Annotated in this window: 16 protein-coding genes; 8 read left to right on the top strand and 8 right to left on the bottom strand. The window is 74.7% G+C overall.

Features of this window, described 5'->3' with window-relative positions:
• Window positions 1–113 precede the first annotated feature (113 nt).
• Complete coding sequence (locus tag BLU55_RS17670; RefSeq protein ID WP_091732447.1) at window positions 114–1,769, bottom strand: sigma-54-dependent Fis family transcriptional regulator; 1,656 nt, start codon at window positions 1,767–1,769, stop codon at window positions 114–116.
• Window positions 1,770–1,916: 147 nt separating this feature from the next.
• Here BLU55_RS17670 and BLU55_RS17665 point away from each other — a divergent pair, with 147 nt between their 5' ends.
• From BLU55_RS17665 to BLU55_RS17655, 3 genes are all read left to right on the top strand, one after another.
• Window positions 1,917–3,029, top strand: coding sequence for an NDMA-dependent alcohol dehydrogenase (locus BLU55_RS17665; protein WP_091732444.1), 1,113 nt, complete (start codon window positions 1,917–1,919; stop codon window positions 3,027–3,029).
• 89 nt (window positions 3,030–3,118) lie between these two features.
• Window positions 3,119–4,075 (top strand): AAA family ATPase, encoded by a 957-nt coding sequence (locus tag BLU55_RS17660; protein WP_091732441.1) that lies wholly within the window; start codon window positions 3,119–3,121, stop codon window positions 4,073–4,075.
• Between the two features lie 191 nt (window positions 4,076–4,266).
• Window positions 4,267–5,022: a vWA domain-containing protein gene (locus tag BLU55_RS17655; RefSeq protein WP_197681035.1), complete on the top strand. Its 756-nt coding sequence runs from the start codon at window positions 4,267–4,269 to the stop codon at window positions 5,020–5,022.
• Window positions 5,023–5,048: 26 nt separating this feature from the next.
• On the opposite strand, the gene mftF is transcribed toward BLU55_RS17655, so the two are convergent.
• The 7 genes from mftF to mftA are packed head-to-tail and all read right to left on the bottom strand — an operon-like array spanning window position 5,049 to window position 10,933.
• Window positions 5,049–6,479: a mycofactocin biosynthesis glycosyltransferase MftF gene (gene mftF / locus BLU55_RS17650; RefSeq protein ID WP_091732439.1), complete on the bottom strand. Its 1,431-nt coding sequence runs from the start codon at window positions 6,477–6,479 to the stop codon at window positions 5,049–5,051.
• On the bottom strand, window positions 6,476–7,261 hold the full coding sequence (locus BLU55_RS17645) for a mycofactocin-coupled SDR family oxidoreductase (RefSeq protein WP_091732436.1): 786 nt from the start codon (window positions 7,259–7,261) through the stop codon (window positions 6,476–6,478). Before BLU55_RS17645 ends, mftF begins: the two co-directional genes overlap by 4 nt.
• A 7-nt stretch (window positions 7,262–7,268) precedes the next feature.
• Window positions 7,269–7,952: a mycofactocin biosynthesis peptidyl-dipeptidase MftE gene (mftE, locus tag BLU55_RS17640; RefSeq protein WP_091732434.1), complete on the bottom strand. Its 684-nt coding sequence runs from the start codon at window positions 7,950–7,952 to the stop codon at window positions 7,269–7,271.
• A gap of 24 nt (window positions 7,953–7,976) precedes the next feature.
• Window positions 7,977–9,218 carry a pre-mycofactocin synthase MftD gene (mftD, locus tag BLU55_RS17635; RefSeq protein ID WP_231916939.1) on the bottom strand — a complete coding sequence of 414 codons (1,242 nt, stop codon included), beginning with the start codon at window positions 9,216–9,218 and terminating at the stop codon, window positions 7,977–7,979.
• Window position 9,219: 1 nt separating this feature from the next.
• A complete protein-coding gene (mftC, locus tag BLU55_RS17630) occupies window positions 9,220–10,533 on the bottom strand; it encodes a mycofactocin radical SAM maturase (RefSeq protein ID WP_091732432.1) in 1,314 nt (437 codons plus the stop codon).
• The gene (gene mftB, locus BLU55_RS17625; protein ID WP_172833933.1) at window positions 10,530–10,808 is read right to left on the bottom strand and encodes a mycofactocin biosynthesis chaperone MftB; all 279 of its coding nucleotides are present in this window, start codon (window positions 10,806–10,808) and stop codon (window positions 10,530–10,532) included. The genes mftC and mftB overlap by 4 nt, the downstream gene beginning before the upstream one ends.
• Window positions 10,808–10,933: a mycofactocin precursor MftA gene (mftA, locus tag BLU55_RS17620; protein WP_091732427.1), complete on the bottom strand. Its 126-nt coding sequence runs from the start codon at window positions 10,931–10,933 to the stop codon at window positions 10,808–10,810. The genes mftB and mftA overlap by 1 nt, the downstream gene beginning before the upstream one ends.
• A 132-nt stretch (window positions 10,934–11,065) precedes the next feature.
• On the opposite strand from mftA, the gene mftR reads away from it, so the two are divergent.
• From mftR to BLU55_RS17595, 5 genes are all read left to right on the top strand, one after another.
• Window positions 11,066–11,647 carry a mycofactocin system transcriptional regulator gene (gene mftR, locus BLU55_RS17615; protein ID WP_231916938.1) on the top strand — a complete coding sequence of 194 codons (582 nt, stop codon included), beginning with the start codon at window positions 11,066–11,068 and terminating at the stop codon, window positions 11,645–11,647.
• Between the two features lie 243 nt (window positions 11,648–11,890).
• Window positions 11,891–12,739, top strand: a complete 849-nt coding sequence (locus tag BLU55_RS17610; RefSeq protein WP_091732421.1) for a sigma-70 family RNA polymerase sigma factor — start codon at window positions 11,891–11,893, stop codon at window positions 12,737–12,739.
• 69 nt (window positions 12,740–12,808) lie between these two features.
• On the top strand, window positions 12,809–13,897 hold the full coding sequence (locus BLU55_RS17605) for a CobW family GTP-binding protein (protein ID WP_091732417.1): 1,089 nt from the start codon (window positions 12,809–12,811) through the stop codon (window positions 13,895–13,897).
• A 57-nt stretch (window positions 13,898–13,954) separates the two neighbouring features.
• Window positions 13,955–15,412 (top strand): glucose-6-phosphate dehydrogenase, encoded by a 1,458-nt coding sequence (zwf, locus tag BLU55_RS17600; protein ID WP_231916937.1) that lies wholly within the window; start codon window positions 13,955–13,957, stop codon window positions 15,410–15,412.
• Window positions 15,405–17,252: a glycoside hydrolase family 15 protein gene (locus BLU55_RS17595; protein ID WP_091732414.1), complete on the top strand. Its 1,848-nt coding sequence runs from the start codon at window positions 15,405–15,407 to the stop codon at window positions 17,250–17,252. The genes zwf and BLU55_RS17595 overlap by 8 nt, the downstream gene beginning before the upstream one ends.
• Window positions 17,253–17,256: the final 4 nt, after the last annotated feature.

Here is a 17,256-nt window from a genome sequence, read left to right as displayed (position 1 = left end):
ACCGGCCCGAGCGGGTCGTGGGGCTGGTGCCCGTCCGGGCGGTGCTCCTGGTGCTGGTCCACGGCGGGGCCTCCTCGCGCGCCGGCGCACCCCCGGAACACACCGGGCGCCGGTCAGTAGTGGGTGATGCGCAGGCTCCGCATCTTGGCGTAGAGCGTCGTCCGGGAGATCCCGAGCGTGCGGGCCGTGCGCAGCTTGTTGCCGCCGTGCTCGCGCAGCGCCCCGATGATGGCGTCGCGCTCGGCCCGCTCGATCGGGGCGAGCTGGTGCGCCCGCTCCCGGGCGCGGTACTGCTCGGGCAGGTCGTCGATGGTGATCGCGCCGGTCGAGCGCTGCTGGGAGGCGTGGCGCACGACGGCGCGCAGCTCGCGCAGGTTGCCCGGCCACGAGTGGCGCGACAGCGCCGCCAGCGCGCTCGGCGTCAGGTGCAGCGAGCGGGGTGCACCGAGGTCGACCAGCATGGCCGCGACCAGGGCCGGGAGCTCGGTGAGCCGGGCCGAGAGGGGCGGCAGCTCCTCGCGGCGCAGGCACTCGGCGGCGAGGCCGGCGACCCGGCCCTCGAGGTGGTCGACCGGGCCCGAGACCAGCACCAGCCGGGGTGGCACCTGGAGCGCCACGTGGGAGGCGACCAGCTCGACGAGGTCGGGCGGCAGCAGGTCGACGCCGTCGATGCACAGCGTGCCCTGACCGGCGCGCACCATCGAGGCGAAGTCGCGCACCCACGCCTCGGGGCCGTCGAGCATGGCCGCGGCGGCGGTGAGCACCGAGACCGGCTCCTCGGCCAGCTGCCGCGCCCGGGTGCTGCGGCCGGTGCCGGGGGCTCCTGCCACGAGCACCGGGGCGTCGATGTCGACCGGGGGTCGCGCCACGGGCAGCGCCGCCGGCCGGGGCCGGGGCAGCGCGGGCTCGAGGTGGAGCAGCATCCCGCTGCGCGCCCCGGTGACCCGCTCGGCGCGCACCACCACGTCGGTGCCGCTGGCCAGGGTGAGGTCGATGGCGGTGCTGCGGCCGCGGGCCAGGTCGAGGCCGATCATCCGCAGCAGCGCGGTGTCGGTGGAGCCCAGCAGGTCGAGGGCCGCCTGGTTGCTCATCATCAGGTCCTCCCCGACGGCCACCACCGGGCGCCGCCGCGCGGAGGCGAGCTGGAAGGCCAGCAGCAGCTCCTTCTCGGAGATCCGGCTGCCGTCGAGCAACCGCTGCTCGATGTCGGCGACGGCGCGGGCCACGAGCGGCGGCAGCAGCGGGCTGGCGCGGTCGACGAGCGCGGTGATGTCGAGGACGCCCTCGATCCGCTTCGTCGTCGGGTGCACGATCGGGTGGCCGTAGCAGCTGAAGCGCTTGAGCGGCACGGCGTAGTGCTCCTCGCCGTGCACCGACAGCGCGCGCCGCGTCTCCAGGACCGTGCCGAGCGCGTTGGTGCCGACCGACTCCTCCAGCAGGTTGACGCCGAGGTCGACGCCCAGCTCGTCGAGGGCCGAGGCGGCCGCCCGGTCGCCGCACCAGCGCTGGGCGACCTGGCCCTCGCGGTCGACCAGCAGCGTGCAGAACATGGTCTCGCGCAGCCGCTCGTTGAGGTCGTCGAGCACCGGCGTGGCCGCGGCCAGCAGCGGCGAGGTCAGGTCGACGTCGCCGGGCCGCAGCCGCTCCAGCGCCGACTCCGGCTGCACCCCGGCCAGGCTGGCACGACGCCAGGACGCGGCGATGGGGTCGCGCAACGCGGTCGGGACGCCCGGCACCGCACCGGTGGAGCCGGTCGAGAGCGTCGTCATCGGGCCTCCGCAGCGAGTGGTCCACGTCACACTACCGACCACTGTCCAGTCCGCGATTGTCCAGTTCTTGAACAGTCGGCCCCCCGTCGGCGGTGTGAGTGTGGCGGGCGTCACGTAGTCCCCGCGACCCCACAGCAAGGAGCCCAGGTGAAGACCAAGGCAGCAGTCGTGATCGAGGCCGGCAAGCGCATCGAGATCGAGGAGCTCGACCTCGACAAGCCCCAGGAGGGCGAGGTCCTGATCCGCTACACCTACGCCGGGCTGTGCCACTCCGACGTCCACGTCGCCCACGGCGACCTCGAGGCGCGGCTGCCCATGGTGCTGGGCCACGAGGGCGCGGGCATCATCGAGGAGGTCGGTCCCGGCGTCACCCGCGTCAAGCCCGGCGACCACGTGGTGTGCTCCTTCATCCCCAACTGCGGCACCTGTCGCTACTGCGCCAACGGCCAGCAGTCCATCTGCGACATGGGCGCCACGATCCTCGAGGGCTACCTGCCCGGCGAGCGGTTCCCGATCACCGGTCCGCGCGGCCAGTACGGCGCCATGTGCATGCTCGGCACCTTCAGCCAGTACGGCGTGATCCACCAGAACTCCTGCGTCAAGGTCGACGACGACCTGCCCCTCGACAAGGCCGTGCTCGTCGGCTGCGGCGTCCCCACCGGGTGGGGCTCGGCCGTCAACACCGCCGAGGTCAAGGCCGGCCAGACCGTGGTCGTCATGGGTGTCGGCGGCATCGGCATCAACGCCGTCCAGGGCGCGGCGCTCTCCGGCGCCAAGAACGTCATCGCCATCGACCCGCTGGCCAACAAGCGCGAGAAGGCCATGGAGCTCGGCGCCACCCACGCCTTCGCCAGCGCCGGCGAGGCCATGGAGACGATCACCAACCTGACCCGCGGCCAGATGGCCGACTCGGCGATCCTCACCCCCGGCCTGATGACCAGCGAGATCGTGAGCGACGGCTTCAACTCCGTCGGCAAGGGCGGCGTGGTCGTGCTGACCGGCCTCAACAAGATCGAGGAGGCCAACATCCAGCTGTCCGGCTCGGTGATGACCCTCTACCGCAAGCAGCTGCGCGGCAGCCTGTTCGGCGACTGCAACCCCACCACCGACATCCCGCGGATCCTCGGGCTCTACCAGTCGGGCGACATCAAGCTCGACGAGATCATCACCAACACCTACACGCTCGAGCAGGTCAACGAGGGCTACGACGACCTCCTGGCCGGCAAGAACGTCCGCGGCATCGTGATCCACGAGCACTGAGCCGGACCCGCACGCCAGCACGACCCGTCCGTCCGACCCCGGGTGCCCACCACCCGGGGTCGGTCCTTCCCCGACGTGAGGACCACCACGTGACCGCACCCGCGGCCGTCACCGATCCCGACCGCCCCGGCGGCACCGAGCCCGTCGTCGACCCCGCCGTCGACCCCGTCGTCGACCGGGCCCGCGAGACCGAGCTGCTGGAGGCGGCGCTGCGGGCCGGCGCCCACGTCGTCCTCGAGGGCCCGCCCGGCACCGGCAAGTCGACGCTGCTGCGCGCCCTGGCCGGCCGCCGCTCCTCGGCGCTGGTGCTGGTCGAGGGCAACGCCGAGCTCACCCCGGCCCGGCTGGTCGGCCACTTCGACCCCGCGATGGTGCTCGAGCGCGGCTACGACCCCGCCGTGTTCGTCGACGGCCCGCTGCTGACCGCGATGCGCGGAGCCGGGCTGCTCTACCTCGAGGAGCTCAACCGGGTGCCGGAGGAGACCCTCAACGTGCTGCTCACCGTGATGAGCGAGCGCGAGATCTCGGTGCCGCGGCTCGGCACCGTCCGGGCCGCCCCCGGGTTCGGCATCGTCGCCGCGATGAACCCGTACGACGCGGTCGGCACCGCCCGCGTCTCGAGCGCCGTCTACGACCGCACCTGCCGGATCGTCATGGGCTACCAGTCGGCCGAGTCCGAGACCGCGATCCTCACCCAGCGGGCGCCGGTCGCCTCGCCCGAGTGGGCGGCGCAGGTCGTGGCCCTGGTCCGGGCCACCCGGGAGCACCCGGAGCTGCGGGTCGGCTCGTCGGTCCGCGGCACCATCGACCTGGCCGGCATGGTGCACGAGCTGGCCCGCTCGCGCGGCGTGTCCCCGACGCACTGGCGCACCGGCCTCGACGCCGCCCTGGTGGCGCTCAGCGGCCGGGTCAAGGTCGACGAGTCGTCGAACCGGACGCCGGAGGAGGTCGTGGAGGAGCTGTACGTCGCGACCTTCGGCGCCGAGCCGGCCGCCGACGCGGACCCCACCGGCGAGCGGTCGCAGGAGGCCCCGGGGGAAGCCTGAGCCCGCCCCCCGCCGGGGCGGGCTCACCCCAGCAGCCCGACGCGCCGCAGCCCTCGCGCCGCGGCCGTCCGCAGCGCACCACCGGGCGACCCGAGCTGGCCCGCCACGCCCGCTTCGAGGAGCTCTCGCCGGAGGTCGGCGAGCTGGACACCGAGGCCGTCCGCGACGCCGTCGCGGACGACGCCGACGAGGTGCTGCCGCTGCTGATGCTGATGTCGACGGCGACCGACCCGGCGCTGCGCGCCAAGGTGCAGTCGCTGGTGCCGCGCCTCGTGCTGGAGCGCGCCCGCGCCGGCACCCGCGGCGGGCAGGGCGCCGGCAAGCTGCGCCGCGTCCCCGCCGACCGCGGCGGCGACCTCGACGTGGACGCCTCGCTGGAGGCGATCAGCCGGGCCCGGGGCGAGCAGCGCCCGCCGGGGATGGACGAGCTCACCGCCACGACCTGGCACCGGCCCAGCACCGCCCTGTGCCTGCTGGTCGACCGCTCGGGGTCGATGGACGGCTCCCGCCTGGTGACGGCCGCGATGGCTGCCGCCGCCTGCGCGCTGCGCTCCGAGGGCGAGCTGTCGGTGATCGCCTTCGACCGCACCCCCGAGGTGCTGCTCGACCTGCACGCCCCCAGCCCGCCGCTGCGCACCGTGCAGCGCGTGCTCGGCCTGCGCGGCCACGGCATGACGTCCATGGACGCCGCCTTCCGCGCCGCCCGCACCCAGCTCGAGGGCGCCCGCGCCCACCGCCGGATCACCATCGTGCTGTCCGACTGCCGCGCCACCGACGAGGTCGACCCCGTCCCCGCCGCCCGCGCCCTCCACGAGCTGGTCGTCATCGCCCCCGCCAGCGACGACGACGAGGCCCGCCGGGTCGCCCGCGAGGCCGGGGCCCGGATGGCCCCCATCGAGTCCGTCGACGACCTCCCCCGGCTGCTCGACCAGCTGCTCGGGCACTGAGGGTCCGGACGGCTCGCCAGCCCGGGCTACCGGCCCCGGCGCACCACCCGCACGGCGAGGCCGCGGGGCTCGCGCAGGCGCAGCGCCCCGGCCCACAGGCCGGCACCGTAGGCGAGGTCGTCGAGGCGGCGGGCGACGAGCGTGGTGAGCGGACCGGCGCGGCGCACGACGTCGCGGTGGACGACCAGGTCGACCGCGACCGCCGTGCCGAGCGCCCGGCGTCCGGACGGGGAGGCGAGCGCCAGCACGCCCAGCGGCCACCAGTGGCGCAGCAGCAGGGCCGACTCCTGGCGCACCGCCCACCCGAGGCCGCGGACGGCGACCGAGCGGGCCAGGGCCGGACGCTCGGGGGCCGCGGGCAGCGAGGTGCCGAGCTGGTGGACGGCGCGGGCCAGGCCGAGCGCGACCACCGGCAGCGACCAGCGGCGCCGCAGCAGCACCGCCGCGCCGGCGGCCGCCATCGCCGGGGAGAGCACGGCCACGGCGCCGAGCGAGCCGTGCCGGGCGGCGAGGTCGGCGCCGCCGGTGCCGTAGAGGTACTTGCGGCCCAGCCAGTCGCGCACCGTCGACCGGGCGTCGTGCAGCGCGGTCTCGCCCGCCTCGTAGCGCACCACCGCGCCCGAGCCGACCAGGCGCCAGACCAGGTCCACGTCCTCCCCGACCCGCATCTGCTCGGAGAAGCCGTCGCCCAGCGCGGCCGTGCGCCCCACCAGGCAGGCGCTCGGCAGCCACGCGACCGCGGCGCCGGGCCGGACCGAGCAGCTGCGCGAGCCCAGCGCCAGGGAGGAGGACTGCTCGTCGTAGCGCTCGAACCACCGCGGCGGCACCGACCGGGCCCGGCTGCGCACCAGCGGTCCCACCAGCGCCACCCGCGGGTCGGCGCAGTGGCGGGCCAGGCGCAGCAGCACGGCGGCGTCGACCTGGACGTCGGAGTCGACGAACCCGACGTGGGTCGTCGCGACCTCGCGCAGGCCGGCGTTGCGGGCCCCGGCCGGACCGAGGTTGACCGGCAGCGCCAGCACCCGGGCGCCGTGGGCACGGGCCACCCGGGCCACCGCCGCGGGGTCGTGCGAGGCGTCGTCGACCACGACGACGTCGAGCCCGGCGAGCGGGGCCAGGGTGCGGGCCAGCTGCTCGGCCCGGTCGCGCACCGGCACCACGACGGTCAGCTCGTGGGCCGGCACCCGCACGTCGTCGAGCACGGGGTCGGCCAGGTTGGCGTCGAGCAGCCGGCGCGCCAGCTGCTCGGAGACCACGTCGGCCACTTCGACCCGGTCGGCGACGAGCAGCAGGCGGGCCCGCGCGGAGAGCCGCACGGCGCGCAGCGGCGATCCCCCGAGCAGCAGCGCCCCGCCCCCGGCCCGGCGGACGTCGTCGCGCACGGCGACCGTGAAGCCGGGCGGCAGCGGGCCGGCAGCACCCCGCGCCGCGTCACCGGGGAGCGGCTCGGCGCTCATCCGCCGAAGCCGCCGTCGGCGCTGACCACGCTGCCGTTGAGCGCGGCGCCGGCCGGCGAGCAGCAGAACGCGATCGTCTCGGCCAGCTCCTCGGGCCGCAGCGGGCGGCGCAGCAGCTGGTGGGCGGCGAGGTCGTCGGTGGTGGCGTCGTACAGCTCGGCCGTGGCCCGCAGCATCGCCGTGTCGGTGGACCCCGGCGAGACCGCGACCGCCGTGACGCCGGTGCCGACGAGGTCGGCCGCGAGGCCGCGCACGATGCCGACCACGGCGTGCTTGGCGGCGTTGTAGGCCGCCATCCGGAACAGCCCGTGCGCGCCGGCCGCCGAGGCCACCGCCACGAAGCGCGCGCCCGCGGGGTCGGGGCCGGCCAGCATCGCCGGCACCGCCGCCGCCGCGGTGTGCCACACGCCCTTGGCGTCGACCTCCCACAGCAGGTCGAGCTCGGCGTCCGGGGTCTCCCACAGCGGCCGGCCGCCGGCGACGACCCCGGCGCAGGCGACGGCCACGTCGAGGCGTCCCCACCGCTCCACGGCCCGCGCCACCGCCCGCTCGAGGGCGGCGCGGTCGCGGACGTCGGCGACCACCGCCTCGACCTCGGGGTACGCCGCGGCCACGCGCTCGAGGTCCGCCACCCCCGGCAGGGGGTACGCCGCGTGGCCCGGCCCGGCGTCGGGACCGGCGCAGGCGTCGAGCGCCAGCACGGCGTACCCCTCGGCCGCGAGCCGGTGGGTCGTGGCCGCCCCGATCCCGCGCGCGGCGCCGGTGACCAGCGCGACCCTCACGCCGGGCTCACCGGGCGGCCCCGGTCTCGACGGGCGCGAGGACTGCCAGCACCCGGGCGGCCATCGCGTCGAGCAGCTGCGCGCCCTCGGCGGCGCTGGCGCCGGTCGGGTCGCCGAGGACGCCGTTGGCCGAGACCGCGGCGGTGCCGCCGGCCCGCAGCCGCGGGAGCAGCTCGGCGGCGCTGCCGAGCGCACCGGGCTCGGCCCGGTCGAGGCGCACGGAGGCGGGTGCGAGGTGGAGCAGCAGCGAGGTCTCGGTGCGGCCGGCGTGCAGGTCCGCGCCCGCGACGGCGCACGGCACCCAGGCGACGTCGTGCTGCTCGGCGACCAGCTGGGCGACGGCCGCGCGCACCGCGTCGAGGTTGCCGCCGTGGCCGTTGACCAGCACGACCCGGCCCGCCCAGGTGCGCAGCGAGCGGACCAGCTCGACCAGGACGACGCGCAGCGCCTCGGTGCCGATCGAGGTGGTGCCGGCGAACGACTGGTGCTCGCCGCTGGCCCCGAAGGCGACGACGGGCGCGAGCACCACGTCGTGCGGCGCCAGCGCGGCCGCCCGTGCGGCGACCGCCTCGGCGACCACGGCGTCGGTGTCGAGCGGCAGGTGCGGGCCGTGCTGCTCCAGGGCGCCGACCGGCACCAGCACGGTCGCGCCCCGCGGCACCTCGGGCCAGGTCAGCTCGGCCAGGCGCACCGGACCCGCCTCACCAGCACGGCCTCACGAGGAGGCGGGGACGCCGAGCGGGCGGTGGAAGCCCTCGGGCACCACCAGCAGCTCGGGGCCGAGCTCGTCGATCGACTGCACGCCCATGCCGAGCAGGGCCGAGTCGATGCCCGAGCGCAGCACGTCGAGGACGTTCTCGACGCCGGCCTGCCCGTTGGCCGCGAGGCCCCACAGGTAGGCGCGGCCGATCATCACGGCCCGCGCCCCCATCGCGAGGGCCTTGACCACGTCGGAGCCGCGGCGGATGCCGCCGTCCATGACCACCTCGACCTGACCGCCGACCGCGTCGGCGACCGGCTTGAGCACCCGGATGCTGGCGGGGGTGCCGTCGAGGTTGTTGCCGCCGTGGTTGGAGACCGAGATCGCCGCGACGCCGCAGTCGACGGCACGCAGCGCGTCGTCGACGCGGCACACGCCCTTGAGCATGAACGGCCGGCCGGAGATCTGGTCCCAGGTCTCGCGCATCCAGGCGACGTCGTCCCACGAGGGCGGCGGCGTGGTCATCCACTCGTAGTAGGCGCCGAAGAAGGTCGGCGCCGGTCCCCCGTCGGGCGGGCTGAGGTTGGGCGCGGTCAGGTCCGGGATGGTGCCCGTGCGGCCGAACTGCCACAGCCACCTCGGCCGGAGCGCCACCTGCGGCGCCATCCGCACCATGGTCTTGAGGTCGACCTTCTCGGGGATCTCCGGGCTGCCCCAGTCGCGGCCCATCGAGAACGACCAGTCGAGGGTGGCGATGAGTCCCTGGGCGCCGGCGGCGTGGGCGCGCTGCATCCGCTGCACCATGGTGTCGCGGTCGCCGGTCCAGTACATCTGGAAGAAGGTCTGCGGGTTGGCCGCCACCACCTCCTCCACGGACTTGGAGGCGAAGTTGGACAGCCCGATGACCGTGCCCCGGGCGGCGGCGGCGCGGGCGACCGCGACCTCCCCGTCGGGGTGGACGGCCTGGACGCCGGTGGGGCTCATGATGACCGGCAGCGAGATCTCCTGGCCCATGACCGAGGTCGCCATCGTCCGGTCGGCCCGGTGGCCCGCGACGTGGGGCGCCAGCCCGAGCTCGGTGAACGCGGCCTGGTTGTCGGCGATCGTCTGGCCGCGCTCGGACCCGGCCACCAGGGCGCCGTAGACCGGCTTGGGCAGCCGCTTGCGGGCGCGCTCCTGGGCGACGGCGACGGCCTCGAACCAGGGGTTCTGCTTCCAGGGGTTCTCGATCCTGGAGAAGATCGCGGGGGTCGCCACCTCAGTGTCCCCCGCAGCCGCAGCCACCCGAGGGCACCACCGGGGCCACGACCGGGGTCGCCCCACCGAGCGGGGACGGGTCGAAGCCGGCCAGCGGGCTCTCGGCGCACGCGCTCACCGGCGGCGTGCGCTGGAGCGTGAGCATCACCGGCTCGTTGCGGGTCGGCGTCGAGCGGGAGTGGTCCTGGCTGGCGGCCGGGATGCTGCGCTCGCCGGCCAGCGCCAGCTCGCCGTTGCCCTTGACGCACTCCGGGTCGGGGCCGTCGAGCGGCAGGCCGGTGAAGAACTTCGCGGCCATGCACCCGCCGCGGCAGGCGTCGTACGCCGAGCACGACGCGCACGCCCCGCCGGTCTGCGGCGAGCGCAGCTCGGTGAACAGCGCGGAGTCCTGCCACACCCGCCGGAAGCCGCCCTCGTCGAGCAGGTTGCCGGCGAGGAACTGGTCGTGGATGGCGAAGGGGCAGGCGTAGACGTCGCCGATCGGGTCGATCAGGCACACCACCCGCCCGGCGCCGCACAGGTTGAGCCCGGGCAGGGCCTCGCCGAAGGCGGCGAGGTGGAAGAAGGAGTCGCCGGTCAGCACGCCCTCGCCGTGGGCCACCAGCCAGTCGTAGAGCACGCGCTGCTGCTCCGGGAGGGGGTGCAGCTCGTCCCACACGTCGGCGCCGCGGCCCGAGGGGCGCAGCCGGGTGAGCCGCAGCGTGGCGCCGAAGCGGTCGGCGAGGGCCTTGAAGTCGTCGAGCTGGCCGATGTTCTGCCGGGTGCAGACGACCGAGATCTTGGCGTCGGTGAAGCCCGCCTCCTGCAGGTTGGTCAGGGCGGTGAGCGCGGTGTCGTAGGAGCCGGGCCCGCGGACGTAGTCGTTGACCTCCGCGGTCGCGCCGTCGAGCGAGATCTGGACGTCGACGTAGCCCGCGCACGCCGGGCCGGCGAGGAAGGCCGCCCGCTCGGGGGTCAGCCGCACGCCGTTGGTGGAGAACTTCACGCCGACCTGGTGGTTGACGGCGTACTCCAGCAGGTGCCAGAAGTCGGGCCGGATGGTCGGCTCGCCGCCGCCGATGTTGACGTAGAAGACCTGCATCCGCTGGAGCTCGTCGATGACCGCCTCGGCCTGCGCGGTGCTCAGCTCGCGGGGGTCGCGCTTGCCCGAGGACGACAGGCAGTGGGCGCAGGCGAGGTTGCAGGCGTACGTCAGCTCCCAGGTCAGGCAGATGGGGGCGTCGAGGCCCAGCTCGAACTGCTCCACCAGGGTGCCGCCCTGCGGGCGCGCCGGGGCGCTCGCGCGCTCCGCGGGCCGGGTCGGGGTGAGGGTCATGCGAGCGCTCCTGCGTCGTGTCGGGGGCGGATCGTGTCGGTCGTGGCGAGGCCGCGCAGCGCCTCGGCGTACGCCTCGTGCTGGGAGTCGGGGATGCCGGCGGCGACGAGCGCGGAGCGGACGTCGGCGGCGTCGCCGAGGCCCCGGACCACTGCCACCAGCTCGGGCCGCTTGAGGAAGGTCAGCTTGCGGTTGCCGAAGTGGTAGGCCAGCGCACCGAAGGGCTCGGGGCGCAGCGCCACCGACGGTGACAGGGTCCAGGGCTCGTCGAGCATCAGTAGACGCCGCACATGCCGTCGATCGAGACCTCCTCGATGAGGCTCTCCGAGGTCAGCTCCTCGGCGGGGGTCGCGACGGACGTCGGGGCGGCGAGGTCGGTCTGGGGCTGCTCGGGTGCCATGGGTCCTCCTGGGGACGTAGCGCCCGGACCCCGTGCCCGGGCTGTGGTGCGCGCCACACTATTGGCACCAAGTGCCGAAAGTAACCCCTCCGGTCGGGTAGATTCCCCCCCGTCATGGTGGAGCGTCCGACGGTGCGAAGCGCTGCCCTCGGGCGGCCGGAGGCCACCACCCACGCCGCCATCGAGCAGGCCGCCTTCCGCCTCTTCGGGCGCCACGGCTTCGACCGCACCACCCTCGACATGATCGCCGCCGAGGTGGGCGTCGGGCGTCGCACGCTGTTCCGCTACTACGCCTCGAAGAACGACATCCCGTGGGGCCGCTTCGACCACACCCTGGCGGGGTTCCGCGAGGTCCTGGCCCGGATGCCGCCCGACCTCGAGGTCCACGCGGCGGTCCACCGGGCCGTGCTGCAGTTCAACGAGTTCCCCGCCGACTCCCGCCCCACGCACCGCGAGCGGATGCAGCTGATCCTCGGCACCCCGGAGCTCCAGGCCCACTCGGTGCTGCGGTACGCCGAGTGGCGCGAGGTCATCGCCGACTACGTCGCGGCCCGCCACGACCTGCCCGCGGGGAGCCTGCTGCCCCGCGTGGTGAGCCAGGTCTCGCTCGCGCTCGCGCTGGCGGCGTACGACGCGTGGCTGGCCGACCCGGACGCCGACCTGCAGGCGCTGCTCGACGAGTCCATGGGCCTGCTGCGGCGCCACCTCGGCTGAAGTTCACCCCACGGGGGGTGAGCGCCGTCGGGGTCGAGGGCGTAGTGTCGAGGACGTTGCACCGGGTTCTAGCCCCTAGACGGACAGTCGTTCAGCTGTCACAGGGCCCCTTGCGAGGCGCCACGCGCGCCACCTCTTCGCTGCAGCCACTCGGCGAGACCACACGCTACGAACGGTGGTGAGCCCAGCATGACTTCACTCCAGGACCGACCTTCCGAGACCTTCCCCCTCGTCTCCGTCCCGATGGACGCCAGCTCGCTCGACGAGCGCCCCCTGACCCCCTCGGAGGAGCGCCGCCGCGACCGGGCGGACGAGACCGCCGCACTGTTCTCCGAGGCCGCGGCGACCTCCGACCCCGAGGTCGAGCGCCGCCTGCTCGACCGCATCGTGGTGCTCAACCTCGGGCTCGCCACGGCCGTGGTCGCCCGCTTCCGCTCGCGCGGGATCCCGACCGACGACCTCCTCCAGGTGGCGCGGCTCGCGCTGGTCAAGGCCAGCCGACGCTTCGACCGCTCCACCGGCAGCGAGTTCGTCAGCTTCGCGGTGCCGACGATCCGTGGCGAGGTCAAGCGGCACTTCCGCGACGCCGGCTGGATGGTGCGCCCGCCGCGGCGCGTCCAGGAGCTGCAGGCGCGGATCTCCCCGGCCCGCAACGAGCTCGCCAACAGCCTGGGCCGCGACCCGGAGCCCCGCGAGCTCGCCTCGGCGCTCGAGGTCGACCTGCGCGACGTCACCGAGGCGATGAGCGCCCACGGCTGCTTCGTGCCCGCCTCGCTCGACGTGCCGGTGGGCGAGGACGCCTCGGTCCCGCTGGGCGACGTGCTCAGCTCCGAGAGCTCCGACCAGCCCGCCGCCGAGGCGCGGGTGCTGCTCGGCCCCCTGGTCCGCCAGCTCGGCGACCGGGACCGCCGCGTCCTCCAGCTGCGGTTCTTCGACGGGCTCACCCAGCGCGAGATCGCCGACGACATCGGTGTCACGCAGATGCAGGTCTCCCGACTGCTCGCCCGCATCCTCGGCGAGCTCCGCACCGGCATCGGCGACATGGACGCCCCCGACGCGGCACCCACCGCACCGCCGGCCCCCGGCGCCTGAGCCCCCTCCCGTCCTGACGCTCGTGTCTGGCATGATGAGAATGATTCTCATCTAGCCGACAGGAGCGTCATGCCGTCCCTCCCCGACCGCCGACCCGTCACCCTGCTGAGCGGCGTCTCGCCCGAGTCCCTCGCCGCGACCATGGTGAGCCTGCTGTGGGACCGACCGCGGTCGGTGGCCGTGCAGCACCACCTCGACGTCGACGCCCAGCGCCTGACCCGGACCGTCAGCGACGCCCAGAGCGTGGTGGAGCGGGTCGAGGTCGACCTCGAGCACGCGTGCGTCAGCTGCGCGGTGACCGAGGACGTCGTCCCGACCCTGGTGCGGCTCGCCGCGAGCGGGCGGTGGGACTGCGTCATCGCCCACCTGCCCGTCGGCGCCCCCGCCGCGGCCGTGTGCCACCTGCTCGAGACCGACGCCGACGCCGCCCGCGTGGTGCGCGTCGCATCCGTCCTGGCCTGCGTCGAGGGATCCGCCGTGGTCGACGACCTGCTCGGCGACGACCTGCTGCGCGAGCGCGGCCTGGCCTCGTCGGCCGACGACAGCCGCGGCGTCGGCGAGGTCGCGTGCGCCCAGGTGGAGCACGCCGACCACGTGGTGGTCACCGGCCCGGTCCAGGACGGCGGCGCCGACCTGCTCGCGGCGCTGCGGCGCCCCGGCGTGCCCGTCGTGCTGGGTCCCGAGCGGCTCCCCGGCGACCTGCTGGTGCGCCACGACCACCACCACGCCGCCACCCTCGGGTGGGTCGACCTGCACCGCGACGTGGTCGCGCCCCACGGCTCGGGGCGGGCGTGGACCCGCGACCTGGTCTCGGACCGGGCCTTCCACCCCGAGCGGCTGCTGCTCCACCTCGACCGCCTCGGTGGTGGGCGGCACCGCTCCCGGGGCTGGTTCTGGCTGCCGACCCGGCCCGGGCGCCGGCTGGCGTGGGACGGCTCGGGCGGGCAGCTGAGCGTGGGCGACCACGGCACGTGGGGCCGCGGCGGCCCGCGCACCCGGCTGCTGCTCACCGGTGTGGGCACGCCGCCCGACCACCTCGAGCAGGCCTTCGAGGACCTCCTGGTGGGACCCGCCGACAGCGCCGGGACCACCCCGTGGGCCGGCCGGTCCGGCGACGGGTTCGAGCCGTGGCTGGGGCCGGTGCGCCGGGTGGCCTGACCCGGCCCGCCGGCGAGGGCCACGTGAGGCTCAGGGCCGGTCGGGTACGACAGGGGGGTGCCTGACTCCTCCCCCTCCTCCCCCGACCAGACGGCCTCGGCCGCCTCCGCCCACGAGCAGCTGCCTCCCCACGTGATGGTCCTGTTCGGCGCGACCGGCGACCTGGCCGCCCGCAAGCTGTTCCCCGGCTTCTACCACCTCGCCGCGGCCGGCCGGATGCCCTCGGACTACCGCGTCATCGGCAGCGGGAGGCACTCCCCCGGCGACGACGAGGAGTTCCGCCAGCAGGTCCGCGAGGGCCTCGAGGACACCGTCGACGACCTCGACGAGCAGGTGGCCGCCGACCTGCTCGAGCGGATCTCCTTCCAGACCTCCGACTCCGACGACGGCAGCGAGCTGGCCGACCGGGTCCGCGAGGCCGAGGAGCAGCTCGGCGACGACGTGCGCCGCCTGGTCTACCTCTCGGTGCCGCCCGCGGCGATGCAGGACATGGTCGCGATGCTCGGACGCGAGCAGCTGACCGAGCGCGCCCGGCTGGTGCTGGAGAAGCCGTTCGGCCTCGACCTGGAGAGCGCCCGCAGCCTGGACGCCGCGCTCAAGGACGTCGTCGACGAGGACCAGGTCTTCAGGATCGACCACTTCCTCGGCAAGGAGGCGGTGCAGAACATCCTGGCGCTGCGCTTCGCCAACGGCCTCTTCGAGCCGGCCTGGGACAGCCGCTCCATCGCCTCGGTCCAGATCGACGTGCCCGAGGACCTCGGCATGGAGGGGCGCGGCAGCTTCTACGAGTCGACCGGCTGCCTGCGCGACATGATCTCGACGCACCTGTGCCAGCTGCTCGGCTTCGTGGCGCTGGAGGACCCGGGCAGCTTCGAGGAGGGCGCCGTGCGCGACGCCAAGCACGCGGTCTTCGAGGCGATGCGCCCGCTCGACCCCGAGCGCGTGGTCTTCGGCCAGTACGACGGCTACCGCGACGAGGACGACGTCGACGCGGACTCCGAGGTGGAGACCTTCGTGGCCATCGAGGCCTTCGTGGACAACGACCGCTGGCGCGACGTGCCGTTCTACCTGCGCACCGGCAAGCGGCTGGCACGCAGCGACCGCGTCATCACGCTCCGCTTCCGCGGGTCCGACTGCACCCTGTTCGACGACGAGCCCACCCGCCGGCCGCCGAACGACCTGGTCATCGAGCTGACCGACGACCCCAAGGTGCACGTCGAGCTGCGCGCCAAGAAGCCCGGTCCCGACATGGACCTGGTCGAGGCCGTGATGCACCTCGACGTCGGCGACGCCGCCCCCGAGGCCACCCCGCTGGAGGCCTACGAGCGGCTGCTGCTCGACGTGATGCGCGGCGACCAGACGCTGTTCACCCGCGCCGACGAGGTCGACCGGCTGTGGCAGGTCTGCGAGCCGGTGCTGCAGTCGCCCCCGCAGGTGCAGTCCTACGCCCCCGGCTCCTGGGGCCCGGAGGCCGCGCTGGAGATGCCGACCGGCGGGTGGCAGCTGCGTGGCTGAGCCCGACGAGCCGTCGCAGGAGGAGGCGCCGGGCTTCCTGCCGATCGCGCAGCACGGGCTGATCGGCGACCTGCGCACCTGCGCGCTGGTGGGGTCCGAGGGCACCATCGACTGGTTCTGCGCGACCCGCTTCGACTCGCCCAGCGTCTTCGGCAGCCTGCTCGACCCCGGGCGCGGCGGCTCCTGGCGGCTCGGGCCGAGCGTGCCCGACGCGCGGACCAGCCAGTTCTACTTCCCCGACAGCACCATCCTGGTGACGCGCTTCATGACCGAGCGCGGGGTCGCCGAGGTCCACGACTTCATGCCGGTGCTGCGCGCGGGCGACCCCGACCACCGGCAGCGGATCGTGCGCCGGGTGACGGCGGTCCGCGGCTCCACCGAGCTGACGATGTCGCTGGCCGCCCGGCCCGACTACGGCCGGGTCCACCCCGAGACCGAGGCGACCGAGCACGGCGTGCTCATCACCGGCGGCGACCTGCGGCTGGGCCTGACGGCCTCGGTCCCGCTCGACCTCGTCGACGGGGAGGTCTCGGCCGAGCTGCGCCTCGACCAGGGCCAGGAGGCGCTGTTCGTCCTCGAGGTGCTCGCGCCCGACCAGCCGGTGGCCTCGGCCGACGAGGTGGACAGCGACGACCTGTTCGCCCGCACCGCGGCGTTCTGGCGGGGCTGGATCGCCCGGTCGACGTACACCGGACGCTGGCGCGAGACGGTCAACCGCTCCGCGCTCACCCTCAAGCTGCTCACCCACGAGCCCAGCGGCGCGATCATCGCCTCGCCGACCACGAGCCTGCCGGAATCGATCGGCGGCGAGCGCAACTGGGACTACCGCTACGTGTGGATCCGCGACGCGGCGTTCAGCCTCTACGCGCTGCTGCGACTGGGGTTCACCGAGGAGGCCGCGGCGTTCATGCGCTGGCTCTCCGAGCGGATGGCCCACCCGCCCGAGGACGGCGGCTCCAGCGAGGACCTGGGCCCGCTGCGGGTGCTCTACGACATCGACGGCCACGTCCCCCACGAGTCGGAGCTGGAGCACCTGCGCGGCTACCGCGACTCGCGTCCGGTCCGGATCGGCAACGGCGCGGTGGACCAGCTGCAGCTCGACATCTACGGCGAGCTGATCGACTCGGTCTACCTGTTCAACAAGTACGGCGAGGGGATCAGCGCCGACGCCTGGAGCGACCTGACCCGGGCGCTGGAGTGGCTGATGGACCACTGGAGCCGCCCCGACGCCGGGATGTGGGAGGTCCGCGACGACCCGCGCCACCACACCACCTCGCTCCTCATGAGCTGGGTCGCCATCGAGCGGATGATGCGCACCGCCCGGCAGCGCGGCCTGCCCGGCGAGCTGGCCCGCTGGGCCGACGTCCGTGACGAGATCTACCAGCGGATCATGACCGAGCACTGGGACGACGAGGTGGGCGCGTTCATGCAGGCGCGCGGCTCCGACACCCTCGACGCCGGCGTGCTGCTGATGCCGATGGTCAAGTTCGTGGCCCCCAACGACCCGCGCTTCGTCTCCACCCTGGCCGCGGTCGAGGAGCGCCTGGTCTCCGACAGCCTGGTCTTCCGCTACGACGTCGAGGCCTCCCCCGACGGCCTCGACGGCACCGAGGGCACGTTCTCGCTCTGCTCGTTCTGGTACGTCGAGGCGCTGACCCGCGTCGGCCGCCTCGAGGACGCCCGCCTGGCCCTGGAGAAGATGTTCACCTACGCCAACCACCTCGGCCTCTACGCCGAGCAGATCGGCCTCGCCGGCGAGCAGCTCGGCAACTTCCCCCAGGCCTTCACCCACCTGTCGCTCATCTCCGCCGCCCTCAACCTGGACCGGGAGCTGGGGTAGGCGG

Origin of the sequence: Nocardioides scoriae, from assembly GCF_900104965.1 — a bacterium.
GTDB classification, from domain to species: domain Bacteria; phylum Actinomycetota; class Actinomycetes; order Propionibacteriales; family Nocardioidaceae; genus Marmoricola; species Marmoricola scoriae.
Note: the sequence above shows the minus strand (reverse complement) of the source record. Positions and strands in the feature narration are given on the sequence as shown.

Excerpts from the sequence above, each read along its gene's own strand:
- BLU55_RS17670 (WP_091732447.1), bottom strand. The coding sequence starts at position 1,769 with ATGACGACGCTCTCGACCGGCTCCACCGGTGCGGTGCCGGGCGTCCCG.
- mftF (WP_091732439.1), bottom strand. The coding sequence starts at position 6,479 with ATGAGCGCCGAGCCGCTCCCCGGTGACGCGGCGCGGGGTGCTGCCGGC.
- mftC (WP_091732432.1), bottom strand. The coding sequence starts at position 10,533 with ATGACCCTCACCCCGACCCGGCCCGCGGAGCGCGCGAGCGCCCCGGCG.
- mftB (WP_172833933.1), bottom strand. The coding sequence starts at position 10,808 with ATGCTCGACGAGCCCTGGACCCTGTCACCGTCGGTGGCGCTGCGCCCC.
- mftA (WP_091732427.1), bottom strand. The coding sequence starts at position 10,933 with ATGGCACCCGAGCAGCCCCAGACCGACCTCGCCGCCCCGACGTCCGTC.
- BLU55_RS17610 (WP_091732421.1), top strand. The coding sequence starts at position 11,891 with ATGGACGCCAGCTCGCTCGACGAGCGCCCCCTGACCCCCTCGGAGGAG.
- BLU55_RS17605 (WP_091732417.1), top strand. The coding sequence starts at position 12,809 with ATGCCGTCCCTCCCCGACCGCCGACCCGTCACCCTGCTGAGCGGCGTC.